A 25,942-nucleotide genomic window follows, 5' to 3' on the forward strand; every position below is an offset into this window, starting at 1 on the left:
AGTTCAGGTTAGACTAGGCGACTATGAGCACAACCGAGAATCACCAGTCCGAAGCCCTTAGCGAATCCCACCTCAGCGACTCCCGGATGAAAGAGCGAGAGGATGTGCTGCGCAAAGCCCGCGCAGCACATGCCATCGCCCAAGACATTGGGGTGTTAAACACCGCGAAGAAGAATGAGGTGCTTTTAGCTGCGGCTAATGCGCTGATTGATCAAAGCGAACGCGTGCTGAAGGCCAATCAGGAAGACATTGACCGCGGCCGTGCTGAGGGCATGAGCGAAGCCCTGATTGACCGCCTGGCGCTGGATGATTCTCGGGTACAGGGCATTGCCTCAGGTTTGCGCCAGGTAGCTGGACTACCGGATCCGGTGGGGGAAGTTATCCGCGGGCATGTGATGCCCAATGGCATCCAGATGCGCCAGGTGCGGGTACCGCTTGGTGTGATGGGCATGGTGTATGAAGCACGCCCCAATGTGACCGTGGATGCTTTTGGGCTGGCCTTGAAGTCTGGCAATGTGCCTTTGCTGCGTGGTTCGCGTTCGGCGAAGTCGTCGAACCAATGCTTGGTGGATATTTTGAGCGAAGTCTGCGTGGAACATGATTTACCGGCTGAAACCGTGCAGCTTTTGCCCTGTGATTCCCATGATTCGGTGAAGGATCTGATTACCGCCCGCGGGTTGGTGGATGTGGTGATTCCGCGCGGTTCAGCGGGGCTGATTAATGCGGTGGTGACTGGCGCTACGGTGCCCACCTTGGAGACCGGTACGGGTAATTGCCACTTCTATATTGACCGTGATGCGAACCTTGAGCAGGGCATTGAGGTGCTGCTTAATGGTAAGACGAGGCGTACCTCGGTATGTAATGCCACGGAAACCGCGCTGATCGATAGCGGCCTGGATAAGGCTGATGCCCTGAAGGTGATCACCGCCTTACAGGATGCTGGGGTGACCGTGCACGGTGATGTCGCTGAATTAGAAGCCCTAGGTGCGAAGGATATTGTGCCGGCGGAGGAATCCGATTGGGAAGATGAGTACCTTTCTATGGACATCGCCGTGAAGCTGGTGGATGGCGTGGATGGTGCGATTGAGCACATCACCCGCTATGGCTCTGGGCATACCGAGGGGATTTCCACGGAGAATGTGCACACCGCCGCGAAGTTCGCGGACCGCGTGGATGCGGCCGCGGTGATGCTGAATGCCTCTACCGCCTTTACTGATGGTGAGGTGTACGGCATGGGTGCGGAAATCGGAATTTCTACGCAGAAGATCCATGCCCGTGGGCCCATGGCCTTGCCGGAATTGACCAGCACCAAGTGGATCCTGCAGGGGAATGGCCAATGCCGCCCCTAGGCATTGCGCGTGCTTTAGGCGTGAAGTAATTTTTTCCTCAAAGGGGCGATGCACAAAGTAATACAGTCCTTTCTTACACTTACCTGGGCAATATCGGCGTCGCCCCTGCCACATGCCTAGAAGTAGATGCTATTTGCCTGTGTTCTTGCAGGGGCGGTATCTTTTTTCTGGGCGGCGCTCGGTTGGTAGGGGTAGCGTCGCCCTTTTTCGTGCGCGGGGGTTAGAGCATTGCTGAGCTGCGGATTTCTAGCTGCTTCAATTAGCTGCCCAAGCGGACACACTATTTGTCCTTTAACCCACTTCAAAGCACCCGATGGGGGTGGTTTTTAAAGAGTTGAACTGTGGGAATGTGCTGGCGGGGGTAATGGTGACCCTAGGGGTTTTCTACATTCATTGGTGAAAGATTTTCTTGGGTTCACGTTGCTCAACTGCCACTAAGCTTGCGCCAAGACAACAACGTTGCATAACTAAGCATGTGCGGCGTTCAACAGTCTTAGGGGCAGGGGAGTGCGAAGCCCAGAGATCCCCGCACACCTTGTGTGCTTTGACGTTGAAGATCTACCGGCCTTTAAGTTAGAAAGACACGCAAACCGCACCATGTTTTCCTTCATCTCGAAGACCCACAGGAACATCCACAGAAGCATCGACAGAAGTACGGGCAGGATTATCGGCAGAAAGGTCCAACGGCCGGGCAAAAGAGCCGCGCTTTCTGTGCTCAGTGCACTCAGCATCGCCCTTGGCTCTAGTTTTAGTGGCGCGCTAACCCACATGCCGGTGGCTGAAGCTGGGACCATGAACTATGGGCAGTGCCCAGACAATGTGATTGTGGTGGCCCGCGGTAGCCAACAAAATGACCAGATTGTGCGCACCCAGTACAACCCACAATCGCCTTATATCTCCAACGGCTATGAGGAACGCAATATCCGCGGCATGCTGCTTCAACTAGAACAGCGCCACCCAGGTGTCATGAAGAACACCATGGTGCTGGGGCTACTTCCGGAATACTATGCCGCAGCGTTCCCCACGCCTGAGGTGGCAGAAGATGGCGATGAACTGACCGCCGCGGAAGCCGCCCAGCGCATAGCGCAGATCCTCAGGCACATCCCCGCACACATTGTGGCTACCACCGCGATCCAAGGCTTCCAAGAGTCCTATCGCAATGGCTTGGCGGGAACTGTGCGTGCCATTAATGACTTCGAAGCTGAGACCGGTTGCCACCCTGACTACATTTTGGTGGGCTACTCCCAAGGAACCATGGTGCTAGGTGATGCCGAACATATGTTGGCTGAACGCGGCCAGCTTGCTGGAGTGGTGCACCTAGGAGATCCCTACCGCGTACCAGGAGTAGAGGGGAACTTCGGTTATCCGCGAGTAGGCAAGGGGCTGTTGACCTATGCGCCAGTAATCTGGCCAACCACCCCACCAGTAGAGGGCGTGCCGCGGATCAATTACTGCATCCGGGATGACATTATTTGCGACACCAGCCCCACCGCCGCGAAAATCTCAGCCCATACTGTTGGTGGGACGCACGTCCACTATTTCTTGGATAAATTCCCAGCTGGTGAGGATGATGAGCGCGTTCTAGACACCCTGGCGAGCTGGCTGCAACCCAAGAATGTGTAATAGCTGACACTGGCGCATCCTAAGCGCATAGAAGCTAGTAGCATCTACACCCATGGCTCATGAAGCGGCTGGAACGCCGTCCGCGGACACTCTTTCTGATTGCGCTGAGAATACCGTTCGGGATCCTTTGCACCGCCACCAAACCCTGGTGCATATCCCCGGGCGGGCACCACGTCGCATCGGAGTCATGGGTGGCACCTTTGACCCCATTCACCATGGTCACCTGGTCGCAGCCAGTGAGGTGGCTGACCGCTTTGAACTAGAACTGGTGATCTTCGTTCCCACCGGACAGCCCTGGCAAAAAGCCGACCGGGTAGTAAGCCCCGCTGAGGATCGCTACTTGATGACCGTGATTGCGACGGCCTCTAATCCGCGTTTCACGGTTAGCCGCGTGGATATTGACCGCGGTGGCCCGACCTACACCTATGACACGCTGATGGATTTGCGTCAGCAATTCCCGGAGTCTGAGCTTTTCTTCATCACCGGTGCGGATGCCATTACCTCGATTATGAGCTGGCGCAATTGGGAAGACATGCTGGATTTAGCCACCTTCGTTGGGGTAACCCGACCAGGCTATGAGCTATCCCGAGAATTACTGCCAGATAGCCACCGTGACTGCATCAAAGTAGTGGAGATCCCGGCCATGGCGATTTCCTCCACGGATTGCCGCGAACGCGCCAGCCATGAGCGACCGGTGTGGTACCTGGTACCTGACGGGGTGGTGCAATACATCGCTAAGCGGCAGCTTTACTCGCCGTGCGGTAGCGATAGCTCCAGGGACCCCGCACCGTATACTGATAACCCTGCTGAGAACCCCAGCGAGCAACCCGAAGAATAACCGCGCTCGTTTCCCGACTGCTTCTCTGGGCTTCTGCTGGCTTCCACGATGAGTCTCATGCCAGGTATGTGGATGCGAGTCCGGTGAATTTTTAGGGGAGGTTTCGGCGGTGGATTGCCTAGTCCGGGTGGGTATCTGACACAATGAACTGCGATAAAGATAGATTCCCACACCCTTGTATGAAGGACTTTTGTGACAGTTAGCGAGAACACCCGCCGTCTAGCCAGCATTGCCGCAGTTGCTGCAGACGAAAAGAAGGCCGAAAACATCGCCGTGATCGACGTATCCGATCTCATGGCGATCGCCGAGGTCTTCCTCATTGCTTCCGCGGACAATGAACGCCAGGTGCGCTCCATCGTGGAAGAAGTCGAAGACCAGCTCTCCGCCGAGGGCGCAGAGCCCAAACGCCGCGAAGGCAACCGCGAAAACCGCTGGGTACTGCTGGATTATGGCAATCTGATCATCCACATCCAGCGCAATGCTGAACGCGATTTCTATGGGCTCGATCGCCTCTACCGCGATTGCCCGCTGATCGAGGTTGAAGGCGTTGAAGCACCAGAACGTCCCGGCGAATGGGCTGATGACGTTGACCTGCGCACCGTGGAAATCCAGGAAGATATTCCGCTGGCCACCACCGCGCTTGAAGACTATGACGCTGAGGACAATATCGTATGACCCGAGAGCTGATCCTGCTTCGCCACGGCCAAACCACCTATAACGCTGGCCGTCGCATGCAAGGCCAATTAGACACCCACCTGTCTGATCATGGCTGCGAACAAGCCCGCGTTATTGGCAAAAAATTAGCCAACCGTGGCATCACCAGGATCATCAGCTCGGATCTTTCCCGCGCTCATGACACTGCCGAGTTAGTGGCAGCCGAAATTGCCGCGACAGAAGGCAAAGAACCACTGCCCATCACCACGGACGTGCGTCTGCGTGAAACACACCTGGGTGAATGGCAAGGTCGCCAGGTGCACGAAGTGGACGCCGAAACCCCGCATGCCCGCGCGCATTGGCGCCACGATCCCACCTGGGCACCACCCGGTGGAGAATCCCGCGTGCAGGTGGCTCAGCGAGCCCGCCAAGTAGTCGATGAACTCATGGCCGACTATCCGGAGTGGAACCACTCCACGGTGCTGCTAGTAGCTCACGGCGGGATGATTGCCTCCCTCACGGCGCAGCTCTTGGGCTTCGAGGTTCCGCAGTACCCGCTGCTTTCCGGGCTGGCTAATACGCATTATGCGAAGCTGACCTCACGCCCGGTGTTTGAACCCGAAGCACCGGAAAAGAGCATGGCCTTTAACGAAGACAATATTGACGATGCCCGTTGGTACTTAGATGCCTGGAATGTAGGAGTGTGACACTTCCTTGAGCTACGCATGCCCAGGTAGCGAACCAGAATTGGTTGGCCCATGGAAACCCCAAGTACGAGTTCTTGTTGACTCTGCTGCTGGGCTACCTGCTGACGTGTGCGAAGAACTCGAAATCCAGGTCGAGGAACTCCATGTCCTCGATAGCGAAGAAGGACACTCCACCGCGGGCTTATCCTCCTTAGAACTAGCGGCAGCCTATGCCAGGCAGTTAGAGCGCGGTGGGGACCGCGGCCTAGTGGCCCTGCACCTATCCAAGGAGCTCTCCGCAACGTGGTCCGCGGCCGTCACGGCCAGCGGGGTATTCGATGGCAAAGTATCGGTGGTTGACACTGAGGCCGTGGGGATGGCTGTTGGTGCTGCCGCGATGGCAGCCGCCAAGCTAGCTGCCGATGGAGCGGACCTAGAAACCTGCACCGAGATCGCAGCGGATACCCTGAAGCGGGCTCATACCTGGGTGTATTTGCACAAGATTGAGGACATCAGGCGTTCCGGGCGTATCTCTACGGCGACAGCATTGCTCTCCACCACCTTGGCGACAAAGCCGATTATGAAGCTCACCGGCGGGAAGGTGGAGCTGGCAGCCAAAACTCGCACCCAAACGAAGGCCTTTAGCCGCTTGGCAGAGCTAGCCGCTGAGAACGCTGAAGGGCAGCCGGTATTCGTGGCGATTCAACACCACGACGCGGAAGAGTCTGCACAGCGCCTGCACGATATTTTGTGCGAGGCGCTACATGAAGACAGCAGCTTTATGATCGTGCCGATGACCAAGGTGCTCGCCGTGCACTGCGGTGAAGGTGCGGTGGGGCTGTCGATGGTCTCTAGCCAGGTTGTTGACAGGGGCGAGAGCTAGTTATCCCTGAAATGCAAGGGATCGCGATATAAAAGGCTCCTGAAGCCTCAGTCGGCAAGTGCTTAGGGCCCTTTGGTCAGAGGCAGAAATCCAGGTGCGTTAGCTTGCGTAACGTGCTTGCGCGGGGTGTTGATTGCTTATGTTCAGGTGGGCCTGGAGTGGGGGATTACACTATGTAACTGTTTCGTGAGGCATACGAGGAAACATCTCTTCCGGCTCCGCCCCGCTAATTCGCTTGAGGATGCGCAACTGACTCCACCCAAGCACAGTATTCTAAGGTAAGCCGCAGACTTCGCCCCACTATCGGTCGTGGGTCGAAATAGGTACCTCCAAATGGTCTTTTGCCACCACGGTGTTGCCTTTGATGAGGTAGCACTCAACGTAATGTGCCCCGCTGAATTCTGTATATTCCACATGGGTTCGAGCGCCCCTACCTTTGATAATTTGCCCGCGTATAGTGTCCCGTTGCCGTGCTACATGCCCCCTGTTGAGAACTTTCCATCGCACCGCGTAGGGTTCGGGAGTATTCGTATGCTCGATCCAAAAATCGAGTTTCTTATTCGGTCGAAGAAAAATTTTATCCTTCAACATTTGACGCAAGGAATAGGGGCGGAAGCCATTCTGGGTGACCTTGCATTCGATCTGCAGCGTGTATTCAATCCCTACAGTGTAGTAATCTTCGATGAATTCTTCGGTATCTTTGTATTCTTCCTTTGATGCTGCGCGGCCGTCATTAGGGAGAGGGACAAAGCGGCCAAACACTCTTCTCCATTTTTTAGCTGTGGCGCCCTCATCTACGGCGTCTATAGCTTTGTCGGATAGCTCCATGGCGCGCTTGGCTTTAGCTTGGAAATTCTGTTTAACTTTGATTCGTTGGTTACTTCCCAGGGCCGCGAAAGTCGGTTGGCGTGGGAGCTCGGCTAGAAAAGCAAAGAAGTCCCGCATCATGTAGTCGGGTTTGGTAGCTCGAGTGTCGTAGTCCTTGGACTCGTTGAGAAACCTCACAGCCAACGAGTCGATGAGCAACCCATTCATGGGTACTTCGTGTTTCCTCTTCCAGGCTCGAGCTAAGCGGCAAATAGTCCTCGCATTTCCATCGGTTAGTTCATTGGCTCGTCGCATCTCGTCGATCTCGGCGCGTGGCTTGGTAGTCTTCCAAGTATCAGCAACGGTATCCGGATAGTCGAATGAACCGTCAGCGTTTTCGAAAACCGGCTGAACTTCGAACTTAAAATCGTTGAAGTCTACGACCACAACTAGCCTGTCCACCTGAGTTTTGGTACGAGAATAATGACCTGCTATCGCATCCTTCGTTGCCTTGAGCGCCTTGTACGGTCCGGCCTCCTTGTTATAGTCCTCACGGATGGAGTCGGGAAGTATATACAACATGTCGAGATCTGACACACCGTTGATGGCGGTGTGACGTCCGTATGATCCAACCATCAAACAATTGGATTCTTCTGATTCTGAATCACGAAAATGCCTATTCAGTGCTTTAGTGATCTCCTGACGGCGCTTAGCGATGACCTCGGCGTTGGTGACCTTTAGATTGCTTAAAGTCTGATCGAATAGGATTCGAGCGCTGCTCACTGAGTGTCCTCCTGACCGTGCTTATATGTGGAACGACCTGGTGTACGCTGGTCGATTTCCTGACGGGTAGACATCGGCTTCTCGTCAGTAGCAAGAGCTCTTGAAGCCTTTTTGTAGTCCCTACGGGTAGTACGCGGTGCGTCGCGCAGAAGCTCCGCTTCTCGGTGCTGGAGATCATCTCGGATTGTCCGGGCTTCATCGTTGCTAATGGCCCCGCTGGTTAAATCAGAGATAATTGATTCGTAGTCATTGTGAATAGATCGCAGCTTTGTTGCTGCCTGTTGGTGAGCGCTCGATTTACCAGCGAAATCCAAGAAATCACCGAGAAAAGCAGCCAATGTCGCAAGCGTTGCTATCGTTGCGACTGCAAAGTTGCCCCAGACTTCGTTGAGCAATAGACCAGCAATTGCGGTAATTAGAGTGCCTGATGTGAGCACCGTTAACACGATGGTCGTGCCTTTCCGCGCGCTCTCCCACCGGTCGTATCGATCCGCAGCCTTTTCTTGCGTTCGGTGGGTATAGAGCATACGGTCTTGACGTACATCAAGCAGATGAATCAGCAGTTCACGCTCTGCAGACTCATCCGACGGATCTTCGCACGCGAGGCCTTCGGGACCAGGCATTTTTCTCTCTTTCAGATGCGCGGGACGATATACCTTGCACAAAGCCTATAGCGGCGGGGCGACCAACCCGGGGTCCGCGTCGGATTTCCGCCGCCGCTATCCTAGGCGCTTACGCGCACTGTTGCTCGTACTCGTCTTTCGCAGCGACGATCATGTGCGCTAGTGCTCGAAGGAATGTATCTAGGTTCTCCTCCTGGGCTGTGACAGTTTCGTACACCTCGTTGGATTCCCGTGCAGCGGAGAGAATTGCCCCGAAGCCTTTTTTCTTGAAGGCATCGGTGCCAGCAACCTGCGAAGCATCGTTTTCGCGTGCGAGTTCCTGCACCCGCTCGTCATTCACGAGTTTGTTGTAGCTAGCGCGGATGGCGTTTTTCGTCGCTTCATCAGAGGGGTCGATACCTGCCGAGGATAGGAGCGCATTGACCTCATCGACGGCTTCATCAAAAGCAGCTCGGACAGGTGAGTGCTCTCCGACTGGGCGGCCATCGAACCCGGGTAGCTCAACCTCGCCGTCGATTTCAGCGGAGGGGAGTTCGAGATCTGTGTCGCAGCTCGTAGGCTCGACCCCTACGCCGACTAGCTCAAGCCCGACGGTGTAGTCATCGTCATCATCCTGGCGGCTTAGATTGAGGTTCTTGTAGAGCAGACCAGCAACGATGGCTCGCTTGTGAAGCAACGCATCCTGGAAGTCCACGATCTGGCTGAGGAACTCCCAGGCATGGGTGTACTTAATCAGGGTGGACCTGAACGTTTTGCCCTCTTCATAGGCTGCCTTGTCCTGTTTTAAGCGAGCTTCTCGCATATGGTGGTTCCACCGTGCTCTGATCGGGGACACCAGCCCCTGGAGGGTCTCAGCATCTGCATGAGCGATGTAGGCGTCGGCAAGTCTATCGAGTTCCTCAGGTGTGTAGAACTCAGCCGCATCCAGAAGATCGCCCAAGTCCGATAGAGCATTGGCAGGGATTTGATCGTCAATATAGGCGTCCCGGTAGTAGGGCTTGAAGCTCTCCAGGATGGTGGAAGGGTCATTGACGAAATCCACGACCATTGGTTTCGGTTTATCCCGCAAAACCCGATTGAGTCGCGAAAGCGTCTGCACGGCCTGTACACCCGACAAGCCGCGGTCGATATACATTGCACACAACCGTGGCTCATCGAACCCGGTTTGGTACTTATTTGCCACGATGAGTACCTTGGCATCGTCATGATCGCGGAAGTCCATAGCGGTATCGCGCACATCATTCAGGGAGGCTTCAGTTACCTCAACCTCGCCGTAGGTCAAGTATCCGGAGAATGCGACTAAGGTGCGCATATCGGTATATCCGCGCTTAGCGATGTATTCATTCATCTTGTGTGACCATTTGACTGCAGACATCCGGTCAGCTGTGACCACCATAGCTTTAGCGGTGCCCTTTAAATGGTGCATCACGTTGCGCCGGAAATGCTCGACCGTCACCTCCACTTTTTGCGCAATTGAAGTGGGGTGCAATCGGACGAAGCGAACCATGTCAGAAACGGCCTCGCCGAAGTCCACTTCTTCTTCGCGTCCCAAGGAGTCACGGATGCGCGCAAACATCTGGTAAGTGGAGTAGTTGGCAAGCACATCTAAGATGAAACCCTCTTCAATGGCCTGACTCATCTCATAGGTGTCGAATGCAATCCGGCGGTCGGGATTCTCCGGATCCACGGAACCATAGGCAGCAAGAGTTTTGGCCTTCGGGGTGGCTGTCAGTGCAATAAAGCTTAGGTTTGAGGAGTTCGCGACTGCTTTATCCATCGCCAGAAGAACATCATCAGCGGCGATGTCATCTCCTTCGGGAAGATCCGGGTCGACGAGGATTTCCCGCAAGCGGGCTGCGGCTTCACCATGCTGCGAAGAGTGAGCTTCATCCATGATGACGCAGTAGTTACGGCCGGCGAGTGCCGGAGACTTCTCCATCATTTTGGCTAATGCGGGGAAGGTCTGGATGGTGCAGGAAATAATATGCCCGCCCCGGGACAGCGCAGCTTCCAGGGTCTTTGATTTAGAGCCCAGTTCGTTATCGACGTTGACAACTAATCCTTCAGATGCCCGTAGTAGGTCCAGGCCTTCTTTGATGTTGTCATCCAACACGGTGCGGTCAGTTACGACGATAACTGAGTCGAATACCGGTGTGCCGGATTGGTCGATGAGACGGCCTGCTCGATGTGCCAGCCAAGCAATAGTCTTGGTTTTACCTGACCCAGCTGAATGTTGGATCAGGTAACGGCCACCGGCGCCGTTACCCGTCCTGAGGGCGCGTTCGGTGATGTCATCGATGACCTTTTCGGTGGCGCGGAGCTGGTGGTAACGAGGGAAGATCAGCCGGCCTTTATTTCCCTTTGATGCTGGTTCCCATAAGGCATAATCACGAAGGATTCGTAGGAACATCTCCGGCGCGAATACCTCTTGCCATAGATATGCGGTGTCGGATCCTTCCGGATTTATCGGGTTGCCTGCATGCCCGGAGTTGCCCTGATTGAAAGGAAGGAAGGAGGTTTTAGCGCCGGCTAACTCAGTGGTCATATGGACCTCTTGGTTGGATACAGCGAAGTGCACCAGTGCTCTCCCAGGCTTCAGTAGCGGACGGGTCTTAGCTGGCTTGCGGTCCTGCTTGTACTGTTTGATGGCGTCGTCGACGGTTTGGGTGTTATCGGTTTTCAGTTCTATCGTGACAACCGGAATACCATTGACGGTGAGCACTAGATCGAGGGTGTCAGTTCCTTTCTCGTCGAAAGGAACCTGACGTAGCACTCGAAGCCGATTCTTTTGGGCTTTATCGATGGCATCGGTATAAAGCGGATTCTCAGGATAGAACGCCACCATGGGGCCGAAATTCGCAGTTTGACCACCCAGTGGCGTATGCGAGAAACCGTTACGCAAGGTACCGAGCAGCCCATGTACAACCTTCTTGCTTTTAGCGCTGAGGGTAGGGGTTTTATTTAGTTGGTTGACGAGACGGTCGAGCAGGGCATTACGAAGCACGAAACGCTGCCCCTCTATGGGCCGCTTGGGTACGGCTTTGTAATACTCGTCCGGATATTGGCCCTTGAGCCAATCCTCTACATCTGGGATATAGAGCGCGCGCTCCTTGTCCCAGCCGGATTCGGCAGTACCTGCGCCCGATAACCAACCGTTACTAGTGAGATGATTGACGATGGCGTCTTCGAAGGCCTTTTCCATGGTGGCTTGGATCCCCATAATTACACCTGCTTCCGGCCGGTAACGACCTCGGTGATTAGGACAGAACGTCGTTTTAATAGAAGATCGCGGAGCTTTGTTGATTCGGCTATGAGCGCATGAGCTTTTGCAAGTTCGTCGCAGATTGTCTCCGCAATCACATTCTGTGTCTCGCGTGGGGGGAAAGTAATTCTTTGCCGGCTCACTTCGCTCGCTCCAATGCCCGGTTGCGCACTGGCTTGAGAGAGCCTCCCAAGGTTTAAATCGCGGAGAGCGTGCTCGAGCCAGACCAGGTTAATTGACCTTCGAGGTTGCACTATTAGCGCATGCTCGGAGGCAAAGAAAGGACCATGCGCATGATGAATATTGCCGCATAAAGCGCCCTGTCTGCCGATGAGAATCCGGTCGACGCTTTGGTTGAAGCTATCGGTATATCCGCGTAGACCATTCCCGCCGTAAACTGGGTACGGTCCAAAGTCTTCGATCGATTCCTGTGTAATACCGTCACCCGAAGTAATTGATGCGATGGTGAAAAACGGAACAGCAGGGAACTCATCTTTACGAAGTTCCTTGCTGACAAAGTGGCGGCAGCGCTGATTTAGCAGCTTAATATAATGGTCTAAGTCTGCAACCGCAGTGTCGATCTCGGTGGCCTCTCGGTCTAGGTAGTCGGCGATACGACGCTGCGTTGCGAGAGTGGGAAGAGGAATCGCATAATTTTCGACCGCGGTGGTAGAGATTTCAGAAAAGGTAGTTCCGTTAGCTAACGCCTGAAGATTAGTCTTAGAAGCGGTCAGCGCATAGGCTACGTACCGGTGGTCCTGGTTAGTTACGACCACCTTGCAACCCTGGTTAAACGCCGATGGCGAGGTAATTCTCCCAACGTATCCCACGGGTGCGCGGCAAGAGAATATCACGCCTTTTTCAACCAATCTGGAGCTATTACGCAAACCGAGATCGGTGATTCGGCGGTCGACGGAGGTAATCTCTTTGCCATCCAGTCCATTCAAGTCAGGCGGCGTAAGAAAAGGAATGTCACCTCCCCAGTTCCTGTCATCTGATGAAGGAGTTTTCCCGTTCAGGATATTTGCAAAAGTGTGCAATTTTGCGACCGGGAAAACAGGAGAATCCAAGAATGAGATGTCATCGGATTTCATTCTTTAACCTCATTAAAACGCGAGCGAATCGAGTCGAGCACAGCTTCGATCTCCGCATCAAGCTCCTCTAGGGAAGGCATTTCTTCAGGCTTGTAGAACAACCTGGTCATCGGGATTTCATATCCCACCTTGGATTCTGCCATGTCCCAGACCAAATCAGGTGCGAAGGGTAGCACCTCTCTTTTCATGTGCTCATCTACATCTTTGGTCAAGTGGATACGCTCAGTGATTCTCGATGCCTTGTCGATGACTCTATTCCCCTTATGATCGATTGCCTCGGGAGCATTGGTATCCTCAACTGCAACTGCATCCATGATGTGGCCCAGTAGCCCGACACCCATTTTTAGGCCGGCGGTCTTGGCCGCCTTACGGAGGTGAGTGGGCAGATCATTCCAGGCTAATCCCTCGCAAGAACGGACTATCGCTTCGTGCCCGGTGAGGGCCTGCTTGTGTTCCATAGCAGAAGACACCGTGTCATCGGTGATATTGACGGAATAGCGCATTACCCGATACATGGGGACATCTACAAAGCCCAATTCATCAGGAGTTACTACCTTGGAGTATTCCGGGTCCGCATCCTCGAAAGCATCGTAAAGATTCACGATGGATTTACGATCCTGTTCAGTAAACTCCCGCCGCTTATTACCCATGCTCTTACGCATCGGTGTCCAGATCCTGGTTGCGTCAATTAGCTGAATCTTGCCGTCACGCTTAGGTTCTTTATTTTTGTCAAGAATCCAGACGTAAGTAGCAATGCCGGTGTTATAGAACATTTCCGTAGGCAAGGCGATAATCGCGTCGATGAGATTATTGTTTATCAGCCAGTTGCGGATTTGATCTGGGCCTGACCCCGGTCCGCCTGTGAACAGGGGTGATCCGTTGGTGACTACACCCGCGCGTCCGCCCTTGGTCGTGCCGGGCTCGCGTTCTTTAAGCTTGTGCACGATGTGGCATAGAAATAACATTTGTCCGTCGGAGACCGGAGGCAGCCCGTGACTAAAACGTGAACCTTCGATTCTCGCTTCGTTTACAACGGAGTCTTTCGATCGTTTCCAGTCTGTGCCGTAAGGAGGGTTCGCTAGGACATAGTCGAAGAGCTCATCCTCGTAGCGATCAACGGAAAGCGTATCGCCTTCTCGAATGGCGTCCGGTGAAATGCCTGCCACAATAAGGTCGGATTTACCCAATGCCAGGGATTCGGCCATCATCTCCTGGCCGTAAACAGAGACCTCGATTCTTGGATTCAGCTCCTCCATCGCGCGCTTTGCAATCAACAACATGCCCCCCGTACCAGCAGTCGGATCGTAAACGGTTCTGGCGGGTGCCTTACCGCGGAGACCGTCATCATCACTATTCAGCAACACATCGACCATCATGCGGATAGCATCACGCGGGGTATAGAACTCACCGGCAACCTGACCGTTTTCAGAAAAGGAACGGTACATGAGGTTCTCAAAGAGATCACCCATGGCGTTCTCACCAAGGGTCTCATCGGACAGGTCGATGCCAGCGAAATGCTTGACTACGCCCCACAGAACATTGTTCTCTTCGAGCTTGTTTAGTAACTCTGGAAATTTGAACGCGCCCCAGATCACGCGGACATTGGGGGAGAAGGAGCCGAGGTATGAGAGCATGCCCTGTTTGACTTGATCGTCGCTACCCGCGATGACCTCCAAAGAGAGCTCGGAGCTGTTATAGAACGCGAGATCATGTTCAGCGCGGATAAGGCCCGGCCACATGGACTCGGGAAATTTAGTTTTCTTAAGAGTTTTTAAGACTTCTGGTTTATTCGGCTTTAGTAGACATTCCAGGCGTCGCAAAACTGTGAATGGGAGGATGTAATCGCCATAAGCTTGGCGGGGAACGACACCACGAAGGTAAGTGTCCGCAGTCTGCCAAACAGCCTGGTGAAGCGACCCTGTTGTAGTCACGTGTAGTTGCCTCTTTCTCTATTAAATCGAATCTGAAAGCAACTCTACTGAATCGTCCTACATTCAGTTGGGAGCGACTCAGTTATGGGGGAGGGAAATAAGTGCATAGGCACATCGCCGGTAATTCCTCGTGGGAAATCTCCGGGCTCGGTAGTTATAAGAAGGAAATTGAAATACTTGAAGGATAGACTTATCCACATTCGGTGATCAAGGTCAGCTTCTATCCACATTTTCCTTTCCGCCCAACACTCCATTCCCTGAGTCCTGTTCTAGATTGGCCGACATGAGTGAGCATGCTTTGAGAGCCCGGGTATCGGATTTGCTCCGTCCAACTGGGGAAGAAGATCTTTTGAGGGTTAATTACCCGAGTGATACCCGCGTTGGACTGAGCAAAACACAAGCCATTGCTGGCGCACTTGCGCTATTAATCTGTGCACTCATCTTCGGCGTGGTGACTCTGACCAAAGCCAAGTCCGCGGGGGAAGATACCCAGGTTTCAGCAAACGCAGCGAGCTCTTCTATCGAACCGCTCGCACCCACACCGTTTGTTCCCTTGGGATTGAATAATCCGACATCCACTGGATCAGCGGGGGTAGAACCCACTGAGGACTTAGTGGTTTCGGTGATGGGGAATGTGGAACAACCCGGGCTGGTGACCTTGACTGCTGAAGCGCGAGTCGCCGATGCCTTAACTATCGCGGTCTTGAAGCCTGACGCGGAACTTCTGGCGTTAAATCAGGCGCGAAAACTAAGCGATGGTGAGCAGATCTATGTGCCCAGGGTTGGGGAAGAGTTACCACCGGCTTTAATGATGCCTAGCCCCATGGAGCCGATGGAACCTACCAGTGGTGCGGGATCAGCAAACGGCACTGGTTCTCTTGGCGGTGGCGGGGTAGTGAACCTCAATACCGCAGGCGTGGCGGAGCTCAACCAACTACCCGGCGTAGGGGAGAAAACAGCGCAAGCGATCATTGCGCATCGTGAAGCTATCGGCGGTTTTAGGAGCATTGAGCAGCTCTTAGAGGTCAAGGGGATAGGGCCTTCAAAGTTTGAAAAAATGCGTGCGCACTTAAAGATCTGATGTGCACGTAAAGATCTGAACCATGACTAGCCCGAGAACGAGGATACGCAGTGGTGCGTCACACAAGCGGTAATTCTTGTTGAGGGGGTCGCTGGTTCGGTTAGCTGTAATTTCCATGCGGGTAGCTATTTTTCCAGTGGCCATCCCATGGCTGCCTCCGTACGTAAACGCAGTTTCGGAACTCTATGACTCTAATGCTCTTAGAGGCTAAGAACAGAGGAGGGTGAGCGAGCACTAGGTTTGGGATGGAGAAGTGAGAATCGACTTGTACATCTTAGCGTCTACTGTTTCTTGACTAAAAACCATCACGTTGATGATGATTTTGCTGTGGAAATATGGCAAACAGAATCGTTTTCATCGAATTTTTGGGGTCGCGGCGACGTTGATACTCTGACGAAACAGTCCACACCTTTGGGCAGCGGTAGCAAAATAGTACATCGCGTCGGGCTGCAAACGACCTAGGATTAGAAAGATATCCTGCTAGATTCCTGTTCCCGCTTTTTGCCATTTCCAGTAAACGGAAAAGAGTTTGGTTACGAGCTAACGACGAATGGTGTTTCAGCTGGATCAGGCCTATTTGGCAGGCGATAAAGCAAGAGAATCTTCTGGGCTTGAATCTATTCGTTGAACATTTCGCGGCGCCGACGGTCGTTTTCTATTATGCGCTGCTTCTTTTCTTCTCTTTCAAGCTCTTTTTGACTTGCCGAAGTTGTTCGATTTACAAACAGCTTTACCTGCTCCTCTATGCCTGAAAGATAACCTGCCATCTGTTTCAGGACTTTGCGCTGCTTATTCATTTCAGACTGAGGGAATAGCTTTCCCGCCCAGATCCCGGGGTCAAGCGCAAAACTATCTTGGTACTCTTTGCCGATCGCATCCTTATAGGAGATGTGGACGAGTTGGCTAGCGGGAACTCCCTCGGCAGAAAATCCAGCGGGGTCGCCGAAGATATAGTCCTTATGGTCAACCCATAGTGGGGCAGTGATTTTTTGCCCCGGTACCCACGTTTGGAATACCCGTCCTTCGAACGCTCTTTGAGTCAGCTCAACCAATGGAACATAATAGTCGCCGTTCTTGCAGTTTTTATTCAGCTTTTCCAGATTTGGTTGGGGGAGTGGGGGGTCGAATTTGACTTGAACATCATGAGCGATGGACCTTCCAGCGTTGTCAATTTCGATATCCAGAAAACTAGCTTCATGTTGTGGCGGTAAATACCGGGCGGTCATCATTGGTCGATTTGTTCGTTCGACCGACTCGGCCTGTAGTTTTACCGATTTAGCTGCTAGGCGGTTGTATTCCTCTTGCTGGTTCTGGGATTTGAGTGTCGCCATAGCAGCTTCGGTCTGTGCTTCTTCATTTTGCTTGATGATCTTCTTAGTTTGGTGTATTGCTATCAGTGCAGCTGCTGCAGTAAAAACAGCGAGGATGAAAAGCCCCAGATTGGCTGCCGCTACTAGTCGTTCTGCGGTCCACCATCCCAAATCAGTAAAGGCCATAGGTATTGCGCATCCTAGGTTTGTCAGTATTCCACGGTGCGAATATACCAGCGATAATCCGCGTGCCAAAGGGCCTAGGTGTACAGCTGGAAGCCTCACTTTCATGCTGGGGCTTAGGTCTGCCAAGGCCTCGGCACCGAATTGGTCTGAGCCAGCGGACTTAAAACACTTAGGCTCGAGTCCATGGTGAGAATGATCAGTACGGGTATCTGGCTATGCTTGGGCAGATCGACAACTGTTTGGCTTTCTGGTCCGTTGAGTATGCCCGCCGATCTTTAGCCGAGCGGACCAGTGCTAAGGCTACTGGAAAAACACTCATGTGAAGAGCGTATAAGCTGGCTGATCTCATTCTAGCTCTAAGCCAGTGGTGTGGTCTGATTGTTCCGGATCGTTTATGTATTTGCCGAAGCTCTGATGAGGTCGGCCAAGTGTTGCGAGGATTATCAAGTCGGAAAGTATTACGTAGTAATATTAGATTGAACAAATTATGAAATTAGAAATCACTATTTCGAAATCTCAAAAGTCGACTTTGTGATCAATGCAGGTAGCTTGCATCGTTTCCATTGCTAAGACCGCGCCTTGTCTTGCCCGAGTCGATAGGTCGTTCTTAAATTCCGATGAGTTGCTGCCGCGGTCTAATGTCGAAGCACGCTGGTCGAGCTGGTACCTCGTACTCCCCGGCTGCTGAGCCCAAGCATTAGACGGTAAGCGCTCCCAACAGAGTATTCAGCACAGTATCGTGGCTCAGGCTGGTGCCCGAGGATGGTTGTTGTAGTATCAGCTTGGGGGTTCGGCTTAATATTTCGTTTTCCACTCACCGGGGAATCATCTCGGCCATCCGGGCATCAGAATCGGAGGCCTAGAAAAGGTCCTGAGGTCAAGGGGATCGGACCTTCAAAGTTCGAAAAAATGCGTGCGCACCTAAAGGTCTAAAGCTGACCAACCCGGAAGAGACTCGGATGGGAAAACTGTGGGGGAGTGAAGCTACATCATGCGGGAACTGCGACTGGTGCCTAGTGCTGCTGCGGTGTGGTTTTGTACCTGGCTCATCATCATGCGTTTCCCGGCTGCACTCACCATCGCAATTTTTGCATTAGCCGTTGTTGTAGCGGCGTGGGCCTTCTGGAGGCACTCAGCAGCCCGTGGTCAGGTGCTCTTAGTGTCCACGGCTTCTCTTGCAACCACCGTGCTCACCAAGCTGAGGATGAACCTATGTGACCCGCTACCAAGCTTTACGCAGGTAAGCGGGAAACTAATCACCGATCTTCGTCCGCTTCGCTCCCGCGGTGGTGGCTGGCATGCACTATTTGCTGCCGATGGTATCCCCACCCGCGTACCGGTGATGTTCAAAGCCAACGCGGTGGAGTCCCCAGATGCTATCCAACAAGGCAGTCGGGTGCTCCTCCAGCTGCGGGTGCAAGAAGCTGATCGTGCGGCGGTATGTCCTGTGGTCTTCCGAGCCTCAAAAGCCGAGGAAATCAGGCCACCACGCGGGGGAGATGCCTTCGCAAACTATGTCGGCTCACGCTTTAATGACGCAGTTCAGAACTATGTCGGCAAGGACTCCCAAGGCCTTATCCCCGGAATGGTGCTGGGAGACACCTCCACCCAAAGCCCAGAGGAACTTCAACGCTATATCGACACTGGCCTTAGCCACCTTTCAGCAGTTAGTGGCGCCAACCTCGCGGTGCTGACCACGGCGGTGGTGATGCTGATGCGAATGCTCGGTGCCGGGCTTAAAGCACAACTCATTGCTGCTGCTTTCTCCGTGGTGGTTTTCGTAATTCTCGTCGGTACTGAACCCAGTGTTCTAAGAGCCACCGTCACCGGCATGGTTGGTTTTATCGCCGTGTGGAGTTCCTCAAGAATGGAACCCCTTCATGCTCTAAGCCTCGCTATCATCGGGCTGATTTTGTGGGATAGCGACATGGCGCTGAGCTATGGCTTCGCTTTATCCGTTGCCGCGACCATCGGGATTGTCGCCGTTCATCCGTGGATCTACCAGCTGCTAGCGAGACTCCTGGCACGCTGGCGAATCCCGGACATTATGCTGCGCGCCTTAGCCGTGGCGATCGCTGCCGACATTATGACCATCCCGATTATCGCGTTGATGGCCGGGCGCGTCCCCACAGTCTCCGTATTGGCAAATGTTCTGGCTGCCCCAGCGGTAGCCCCGGTCACCGTGGTGGGCCTACTCGCCGCAGTGTTAGTACTTATACCGGGGCCTATCCCGTGGGCGGCGCCAGCACTATGGATTGTGCAGCCTTTTAGCTGGTGGATTTCCAAAGTTTCGATCTGGTGCGACCAGTTCTCCTTCAGCACCCTCGTTCTTCCAAGCGGTTGGCGAGGTCCACTGACGGTCATCGTTGTTTATGGGTGGATTCTGCTTGGCTTGCATGGGTTAGTAGCCCGCTATGGAATAACGCCTAAACCGCTCAGCCAGGGCGGTGGTGTGGGAAGTGAAAACCGACGAGGAGTGGGGAACGCCCTTATAGCTACGCGGGTTAGGTGGCGCCGCCGCTTGAGCAACACCACCCCACGTAAAGCATTAGTATCTGGCCTGTTGATTGGTGCTCTTGGGATGAGTGTCTGGGAGCTTCAACAACCCAGCCGCGCAGCACGCAGCGGGGTAGAAGTGGTGAAGTGGCAGGATCCCGGCAACGCCCACCGGATCCTAAGAGTCGCGCAAGAAAAAGACATCTTCGATGCGCTCGACAACTGGCAAGCAGCAGAAGCACCCCTAGTGATCGTCGTAGAAGATGCTTCCGGAGCTCCTTCCATCCGGCCTACTGTGACTCCGCATGGAATCCCTGTTCTCTACCCGCACCGTGACGGCGTCGTCACTATCTATAGCGATGGCACTCAACGGGCCCGGGACCGAAGGTTCTAGCTTCGAGGTAATGCTCCAAAAGCTCGCTATGTTCGACATCTTTGCCTGCGACCTCGTCCGGCAGGCTTGGGGTGTTCAAGCAGCGGCAAGGTACGCTCAAGAGAAACCTTAAGGCGCACCAAGTTGTACCTTCACAACAAAAGATTCTGGCAGAAAGAACTTCCGCACCTCAGCTAATGAAAAATATTCTTCAAACTATTCTGTTCCTCGCCGTAGGCGCCCTCGCACTATGGGGCTTTATTATCGGCCTGCACTGGGTCTTAGGAACGCTCTTCCCGAACCTTGGTGACACCCCCACCGCGGTGATCAACATGTTGGTCATGATTGTCGTCATGGTCGGTGTGGCCTGGGGCTTAGCGCAACGAGACCGTAAAAAGCGCGCAGCTCAAGCAGAAACTGCAAAGACACAAGCCGCCGAGGCAGAAAACTCAGCAATCGAAGGCGCGCAAAACTAAAACGGTGGCTCATCATTAGCGCGAAACCAATTCTCGCGCTTATGGCACCATAGAAGCCATGCCCCAAGAATCTCCCGCGTACCAAGGCAGGAACGCTAGCGCCCAAGGCGCACCAATCGCCCCTCTTGCCCCCGCGCACTTGATCCTCGGCGATGAGGAATTCCTCGCCGAAAGGATCCGCAACCGCATTACCCGGGAGATCACCCAAGGCAAGCCGGATGTTCCTGTCACCCGGCTGCGCGCCGGGATGGTGACCGCTCCAGAACTGATTGAGCTTTTAAGCCCCTCCCTTTTCGCCGATGATCGCGTTGTGGTCCTCACCGACTTCAATGATGCCGGCAAAGAACCTGCAGAGTTAGTGCTCAACGCCCTGGTCGATCCAGCCCCTGGGGTCACCATGATCATCATGCATAGCGGCGGTGGGCGTACTAAGTCCATGGTGCCTAAGCTCAAGAAACTCACCCAAGTTCACGAGGTCAACGCGCTTAAACCCCGGGATCGTCCAGGTTGGGTGAACCAAGAATTCCGCGCCCACGGCGTGAACGTTCCCCCGGATGTTACCCATGCCCTTTTAGAAGGCGTGGGCTCGGATCTCCGCGAACTCGCCTCTGCCGTTAGCCAATTAGTCTCTGATACCAATGGCAATGTCACTGTGGATGCGGTTCGCCAATACTACGAAGGCGTTGCCGAAGTCTCCGGCTTTGATATCGCGGACCTTGCGGTTGCTGGACGCACTGCCCGGGCAGTCGCATCTACCCGGCGTGCCTTGCAGCTGGGCACCTCCCCGGTGGCCTTGAGTGCCGCCCTCGCCATGAAAGTCGGGACTATTGCTCGGCTTTACTCGACTCGCGGGCAGGTTAATACCCGACAGCTAGCCGGGGAATTAGGGATGCACCCCTTTGTTATTGAGAAAACTCTTAGCGTTGCGCGGCGGTGGAGTGGGGATGCCATTTCCAAGGCTGTGATTGTGGTGGCTGATCTAGATGCCCAGGTCAAGGGCCGTGGCGGGGATCCGGAATACGCTATAGAGGCGGCGGTGCGTCGCGTTGCTGAGCTCGCTGGCTAATCTATTCCCTATGAACCAGCAGCACCCCCAACAGCCCAATGAAAATCAGCCCGAAGATCAACTCCCTGATGATCTCCAGGATCTCGCGAACCGTCTATTTGAAGCAGCCCGCACCGGCAACGCTGAATTAATCACCTACATCGATAGCGGTGTGCCTGTCGATCTCGCCAACCATGAGGGCAATACTTTCCTCATGCTCGCCGCCTACGCTGGCCACGCCGCGCTTGTTACTGCGTTGGCGGAACGCGGTGCGGATCCTAACCGGCTGAATGACCGTGGCCAATCCCCGCTGGCCGGTGCGGTGTTTAAGAAGGAAGATGATGTCATCGAGGCACTGCTGCACGCTGGTGCTGATCCTCTAGCTGGCAGCCCCACTGCCGTTGATACTGCGAAACTCTTTGGCCGTGAAGGCCTGGTGAGTCGCTTCACTGCGGATGAGAAGTGAACCTCGCCGATCTGGCGATGCTAGCGCTCGCCAATACTCTCGGCGCGGCCTCACCCGGCCCAGATGTTTTATTGGTCACCCGGCAGGCAACCCGCTCACGTAAACACGCCATCGCCACTAGCCTTGGCGTGCACGTGGGCGCATTTATGTGGATTGCGCTGACGGTCTTCGGTGCCGCGGCACTGCTGACCACCTTCCCGGCGATCCTGGAAGCCGTCCAAATCTTGGGCGGTGGCTGGTTGATCTGGATGGGCCAAAGCCTTTTCCGTCAAGGCTGGGCAACTCGCTATGAGCGCCCCATTGATATTGATACCGCCAGCGAGTCGCTAGGCACCCTGGGTCATGCCTTCCGCTTGGGGTTAACCACGAATCTCTCTAACCCCAAGATTGTGCTCTTTTTATCCTCCATCACGGTGCCGCTGCTCCCACACCACCCCTCTTTTGCAGTGCAGCTCTTGGTGGTCGCAGTACTTATTAGCTGCTCACTAGCAGTATTCCTGACACTTTCATTCGTGGTCAGCACCCGCGCTATCCAACTGAAGCTTCTGGGTGCATCCAGCTGGATCGACATTGGCTCCGGCATTGTGTTTATGTGCCTAGGCGCACTGCTGATCTCCCGAGGTATCTGGGAGATCCTCGCTTAAAGCATCCTGGCCCGCGCTTCTCCTTGGGGTAGGGGAGCTGCGGGCCGAGACTTTCGGGCATACAAAAAATCCTCCGCACTATTCGGTACCCGCAAAAGCAGGTACTGAATAAACGAAGGATTATCTGAAGCTTAGAAAGCTTTAGAAGCTGCGATTAGCCGAGCTTGTTGAAAGCAATGGCCATAGCGGACTTCTTGTTGGCCGCATTATTGCGGTGGAAAACGCCCTTGGACACAGCCTTGTCGAGAGCGCGGGAAGCGACTCGCAGCTGGGTCTCAGCGGCAGCCTTGTCGCCGGCCTCGCAGATCTCACGGAACTTGCGGATCTCGGTGCGGACAGCGGAACGAACGGCCTGGTTACGAACGCGGGCCTTTTCGTTGGTCAGGATGCGCTTCTGCTGGGACTTAATATTTGCCATGTTTTGGGCTACCTCTTGATATCGATTGAATCGTTGACTGAAATCCACAACAAGCTCAAAGGACATGTCCTAAAACCCGATTAAGAGTTTCGCGGCCGACGTGTTCAAAGAACGGACCCAAGGTCCTGCCCGTCCTGACGTCGGCGCCCTAGCTGTATGGACAACAGTCCGAAAGTATAGCAGCCCAACCGCCTGCTACCTACATCCTGGCAACTACATCCAGGAATAAGACTGCCGCAGCTTATTCGCCACCCGCTCAAACCGGCGCCTAGGCAACACCGCACCTTGGCGCCTAATGCCCAGCTCAGAGACCTCTAGCACCTTGTCTAAGCGGATCCAGCACTGCCGCCCGGAAGAATCCCACTCACCGGCACCAATGTCTAGCCAACTATCTTCCCCATCGTGTTCGGGGTTAGGGGAGATGAGTAAACCTAAAATCGTGTGCCGGGTACGACCCACCACCAAAATGGCGCGTTCGCGAAGTGGACTGTTGGGGTCATCGGAGGGCGTCCAAATCCACACCACTTCACCAGGTTCAGCCTGGCCATCCATATCGGGGGCGTAAAAAATGCTGCGCGCGGCATCCTTCGTGTTTTCCACATGCAAGGCGGTGGCTGCCCTCGGCATGCTGGGCCCAGTGCCTTCACTATCGCTAAGCCCTAAACCCAAGCGATCATTTAAGCGCGATAACCCTGTTTCCAGCGGGTTCTCAATCACCCCGGGGGCTAGGCGGTTAATCAGCCGGTTGAAACGACTGCGTGCGCGACGCGGTCGCGAACCTTCGTTACCCGAAGCCTGTTGGCTGCCCGAGGTGGAGGAAGTGCCCATGGCTTTCACATTAGTGCCTTGAACCCCCAAGTCGCATCCTTATTCACCACCACTATGGCACCGGAAAAAACTACAGCTCAGAATCGGTATGAGGGTGCCTTTTCAACCCGCACCTCATAGGCTTTAGATAGCGGCGGGGGAGCAGGGTAGGGTGTGATGAGTCAAAGATTAAGGGAAGTGGGCTAGGACATAATGGTCGCTAATTTTGCGGAGAACACGTTCACGGATCCAAAACAGATCCGTAACTTCTGCATCATCGCGCATATTGATCACGGCAAGTCCACCTTGGCGGATCGCATCCTCGGCTTGTCCAAGGTGGTTGATGCACGCGATATGCGCGAGCAATACCTCGACAATATGGACATCGAACGCGAACGCGGCATCACCATTAAAGCCCAAAACGTTCGCCTTCCCTGGGTACCTAAAACCGGTTCCTGCGCTGGGGAAGAAATCGTCATGCAGATGATTGACACCCCCGGCCACGTGGACTTCACCTATGAAGTCTCCCGGGCACTCGAAGCCTGCGAAGGTGCCATTCTCTTAGTGGATGCCGCCCAAGGCATTGAGGCCCAAACCCTGGCGAACCTTTATCTCGCCATGGATAAAGACCTCGAGATCATCCCGGTGCTCAACAAGATCGACCTGCCTGCCGCAGACCCAGAAAAATACGCCCTCGAAGTGGCCAATATTGTGGGCTGCGAACCAGAAGAAGTCCTGCGCATTTCCGCTAAAACCGGCCAAGGTGTTGAAGAACTCCTCGACCGCGTCTGCGAACAGGTTCCCCCACCGGTAAGCCCCAATGGTGCCGATGCCCCGGCACGCGCCATGATTTTCGACTCCGTATATGACACCTACCGCGGCGTGGTCACCTATATCCGCATGGTGGATGGTCGCCTGGAACCCAAACAGCGCCTGAAGATGATGTCGACTGGCACGGTGCATGAAAACCTTGAGATCGGCATTGTCTCGCCCACCCCGAAGAAATGTAAGGGCCTTGGCCCTGGCGAAGTGGGCTACATCATCACCGGTGTGAAAGATGTGCGCCAATCCAAGGTCGGCGATACCGTCACCTGGGCTGTCCACGGCGCTGAAGAACCCCTGCAGGGCTACGCCGAGCCCAAACCCATGGTGTACTCCGGGCTTTTCCCCATCTCCCAGGCTGATTTCCCGGACCTACGTGACGCACTGGAAAAACTGCAGCTCAATGATGCCTCCCTGGTGTGGGAGCCAGAAACTTCTGTGGCCTTGGGCTTCGGTTTCCGCTGCGGTTTCCTAGGGCTTCTGCACATGGAGATCACCCGCGATCGTCTCCAGCGCGAATTCGATCTTGATCTGATCTCCACGGCACCTTCGGTGAACTACCGTGTGGTGGCCGAAGATGGCAGCGAACACCGCGTGCACAACCCCTCGGATTGGCCAGAAGGCAAACTCCGTGAGGTCTACGAACCCATCGTGAAGATGACGGTGATTGTGCCGGCCGAGTTCATTGGCCCCACCATGGAGCTATGCCAATCCAAGCGCGGTCAAATGGGTGGAATGGATTATCTATCCGAAGACCGCGTGGAGCTGCGCTACACCATGCCACTAGGTGAAATCATCTTCGACTTCTTCGACATGTTGAAGTCCCGTACCCGCGGCTATGCCTCCTTGAACTATGAGGAAGCTGGCGAGCAACAGGCCGACCTGGTGAAGGTGGATATCCTGCTCCAGGGTGAACCGGTGGATGCTTTCTCCGCGATCGTGCACCGCGATAATGCGCAGTGGTACGGCAATAAGATGACCGTGAAGCTAAAAGAAATCATTCCCCGCCAGCAATTCGAAGTACCCGTGCAGGCAGCGATCGGCTCGAAGATCATTGCGCGTGAAAATATCCGTGCGCTACGTAAAGACGTGCTGGCTAAGTGCTATGGCGGCGATATTTCCCGTAAGCGCAAGCTGCTGGAGAAGCAGAAGGAAGGCAAGAAGCGCATGAAGTCCATCGGCTCGGTCTCCGTGCCGCAGGAAGCCTTCGTCGCCGCACTATCCACCGACGCCGACTAAATAGCGCACAGCGGCCTTCGTTGCCTGGAAGTCGCTAGAGGGCGCA

At 54.4% G+C, this 25,942-nt stretch carries 21 protein-coding genes; 13 read left to right on the forward strand and 8 right to left on the reverse strand.

The features are described from left to right. Nucleotides 1-23 precede the first annotated feature (23 nt). The 6 genes from BMZ01_RS02275 to BMZ01_RS02300 all read left to right on the forward strand — a co-directional run bounded on the left by BMZ01_RS02275 (nucleotide 24) and on the right by BMZ01_RS02300 (nucleotide 6,033). The gene (locus tag BMZ01_RS02275) at nucleotides 24-1,349 is read left to right on the forward strand and encodes a glutamate-5-semialdehyde dehydrogenase (protein WP_092284003.1); all 1,326 of its coding nucleotides are present in this window, start codon (nucleotides 24-26) and stop codon (nucleotides 1,347-1,349) included. Between the two features lie 711 nt (nucleotides 1,350-2,060). Beyond that, a complete protein-coding gene (locus BMZ01_RS02280) occupies nucleotides 2,061-2,972 on the forward strand; it encodes a cutinase family protein (RefSeq protein ID WP_177180018.1) in 912 nt (303 codons plus the stop codon). A gap of 52 nt (nucleotides 2,973-3,024) precedes the next feature. Continuing rightward, the gene (gene nadD / locus BMZ01_RS02285; RefSeq protein WP_092284007.1) at nucleotides 3,025-3,810 is read left to right on the forward strand and encodes a nicotinate-nucleotide adenylyltransferase; all 786 of its coding nucleotides are present in this window, start codon (nucleotides 3,025-3,027) and stop codon (nucleotides 3,808-3,810) included. Between the two features lie 192 nt (nucleotides 3,811-4,002). Then, entirely contained in the window at nucleotides 4,003-4,485 is a 483-nt protein-coding gene (gene rsfS, locus BMZ01_RS02290) for a ribosome silencing factor (protein WP_092284009.1), read from the forward strand. Beyond that, nucleotides 4,482-5,171 carry a histidine phosphatase family protein gene (locus tag BMZ01_RS02295; protein WP_092284011.1) on the forward strand — a complete coding sequence of 230 codons (690 nt, stop codon included), beginning with the start codon at nucleotides 4,482-4,484 and terminating at the stop codon, nucleotides 5,169-5,171. The genes rsfS and BMZ01_RS02295 overlap by 4 nt, the downstream gene beginning before the upstream one ends. Nucleotides 5,172-5,178: 7 nt before the next feature. Beyond that, nucleotides 5,179-6,033, forward strand: a complete 855-nt coding sequence (locus tag BMZ01_RS02300; RefSeq protein ID WP_223845999.1) for a DegV family protein — start codon at nucleotides 5,179-5,181, stop codon at nucleotides 6,031-6,033. Nucleotides 6,034-6,333: 300 nt separating this feature from the next. On the opposite strand, the gene BMZ01_RS02305 is transcribed toward BMZ01_RS02300, so the two are convergent. The 5 genes from BMZ01_RS02305 to BMZ01_RS02325 form a co-directional block, all read right to left on the reverse strand. Beyond that, a complete protein-coding gene (locus BMZ01_RS02305) occupies nucleotides 6,334-7,623 on the reverse strand; it encodes a nucleotide-binding domain-containing protein (protein WP_092284013.1) in 1,290 nt (429 codons plus the stop codon). Next, the gene (locus tag BMZ01_RS02310) at nucleotides 7,620-8,246 is read right to left on the reverse strand and encodes an SLATT domain-containing protein (RefSeq protein WP_092284015.1); all 627 of its coding nucleotides are present in this window, start codon (nucleotides 8,244-8,246) and stop codon (nucleotides 7,620-7,622) included. Before BMZ01_RS02310 ends, BMZ01_RS02305 begins: the two co-directional genes overlap by 4 nt. A gap of 109 nt (nucleotides 8,247-8,355) precedes the next feature. Then, nucleotides 8,356-11,448, reverse strand: a complete 3,093-nt coding sequence (locus tag BMZ01_RS02315; protein WP_092284232.1) for a type I restriction endonuclease subunit R — start codon at nucleotides 11,446-11,448, stop codon at nucleotides 8,356-8,358. Between the two features lie 20 nt (nucleotides 11,449-11,468). Beyond that, a complete protein-coding gene (locus BMZ01_RS10965) occupies nucleotides 11,469-12,602 on the reverse strand; it encodes a restriction endonuclease subunit S (protein ID WP_143067425.1) in 1,134 nt (377 codons plus the stop codon). After that, complete coding sequence (locus BMZ01_RS02325) at nucleotides 12,599-14,533, reverse strand: type I restriction-modification system subunit M (RefSeq protein ID WP_092284017.1); 1,935 nt, start codon at nucleotides 14,531-14,533, stop codon at nucleotides 12,599-12,601. Before BMZ01_RS02325 ends, BMZ01_RS10965 begins: the two co-directional genes overlap by 4 nt. A 283-nt stretch (nucleotides 14,534-14,816) precedes the next feature. Between BMZ01_RS02325 and BMZ01_RS02330 the strand changes: the two genes are divergently transcribed. Further along, nucleotides 14,817-15,614: a ComEA family DNA-binding protein gene (locus tag BMZ01_RS02330; protein ID WP_092284019.1), complete on the forward strand. Its 798-nt coding sequence runs from the start codon at nucleotides 14,817-14,819 to the stop codon at nucleotides 15,612-15,614. Nucleotides 15,615-16,231: 617 nt separating this feature from the next. On the opposite strand, the gene BMZ01_RS02335 is transcribed toward BMZ01_RS02330, so the two are convergent. Beyond that, nucleotides 16,232-17,110, reverse strand: coding sequence for a hypothetical protein (locus BMZ01_RS02335; RefSeq protein WP_092284021.1), 879 nt, complete (start codon nucleotides 17,108-17,110; stop codon nucleotides 16,232-16,234). A 991-nt stretch (nucleotides 17,111-18,101) separates the two neighbouring features. Between BMZ01_RS02335 and BMZ01_RS02340 the strand changes: the two genes are divergently transcribed. From BMZ01_RS02340 to BMZ01_RS02360, 5 genes are all read left to right on the forward strand, one after another. Next, the gene (locus BMZ01_RS02340; RefSeq protein WP_092284023.1) at nucleotides 18,102-20,000 is read left to right on the forward strand and encodes a ComEC/Rec2 family competence protein; all 1,899 of its coding nucleotides are present in this window, start codon (nucleotides 18,102-18,104) and stop codon (nucleotides 19,998-20,000) included. 176 nt (nucleotides 20,001-20,176) lie between these two features. Further along, nucleotides 20,177-20,455: a hypothetical protein gene (locus tag BMZ01_RS02345; protein ID WP_092284025.1), complete on the forward strand. Its 279-nt coding sequence runs from the start codon at nucleotides 20,177-20,179 to the stop codon at nucleotides 20,453-20,455. Nucleotides 20,456-20,513: 58 nt separating this feature from the next. Further along, nucleotides 20,514-21,521: a DNA polymerase III subunit delta gene (gene holA / locus BMZ01_RS02350; protein WP_092284027.1), complete on the forward strand. Its 1,008-nt coding sequence runs from the start codon at nucleotides 20,514-20,516 to the stop codon at nucleotides 21,519-21,521. 10 nt (nucleotides 21,522-21,531) lie between these two features. Then, nucleotides 21,532-21,966: an ankyrin repeat domain-containing protein gene (locus BMZ01_RS02355; RefSeq protein WP_092284029.1), complete on the forward strand. Its 435-nt coding sequence runs from the start codon at nucleotides 21,532-21,534 to the stop codon at nucleotides 21,964-21,966. Further along, entirely contained in the window at nucleotides 21,963-22,610 is a 648-nt protein-coding gene (locus tag BMZ01_RS02360; RefSeq protein ID WP_092284031.1) for a LysE family translocator, read from the forward strand. The genes BMZ01_RS02355 and BMZ01_RS02360 overlap by 4 nt, the downstream gene beginning before the upstream one ends. Nucleotides 22,611-22,764: 154 nt before the next feature. On the opposite strand, the gene rpsT is transcribed toward BMZ01_RS02360, so the two are convergent. Both rpsT and BMZ01_RS02370 read right to left on the reverse strand, forming a co-directional pair. Next, entirely contained in the window at nucleotides 22,765-23,028 is a 264-nt protein-coding gene (rpsT, locus tag BMZ01_RS02365) for a 30S ribosomal protein S20 (protein ID WP_092284236.1), read from the reverse strand. Between the two features lie 213 nt (nucleotides 23,029-23,241). Further along, the gene (locus tag BMZ01_RS02370; protein WP_092284238.1) at nucleotides 23,242-23,856 is read right to left on the reverse strand and encodes a type II toxin-antitoxin system PemK/MazF family toxin; all 615 of its coding nucleotides are present in this window, start codon (nucleotides 23,854-23,856) and stop codon (nucleotides 23,242-23,244) included. 192 nt (nucleotides 23,857-24,048) lie between these two features. On the opposite strand from BMZ01_RS02370, the gene lepA reads away from it, so the two are divergent. Then, nucleotides 24,049-25,896, forward strand: coding sequence for a translation elongation factor 4 (gene lepA / locus BMZ01_RS02375; protein WP_092284033.1), 1,848 nt, complete (start codon nucleotides 24,049-24,051; stop codon nucleotides 25,894-25,896). Nucleotides 25,897-25,942: the final 46 nt, after the last annotated feature.

Source organism: Corynebacterium spheniscorum, assembly GCF_900113445.1.
Classification (GTDB): Bacteria; Actinomycetota; Actinomycetes; order Mycobacteriales; family Mycobacteriaceae; genus Corynebacterium; species Corynebacterium spheniscorum.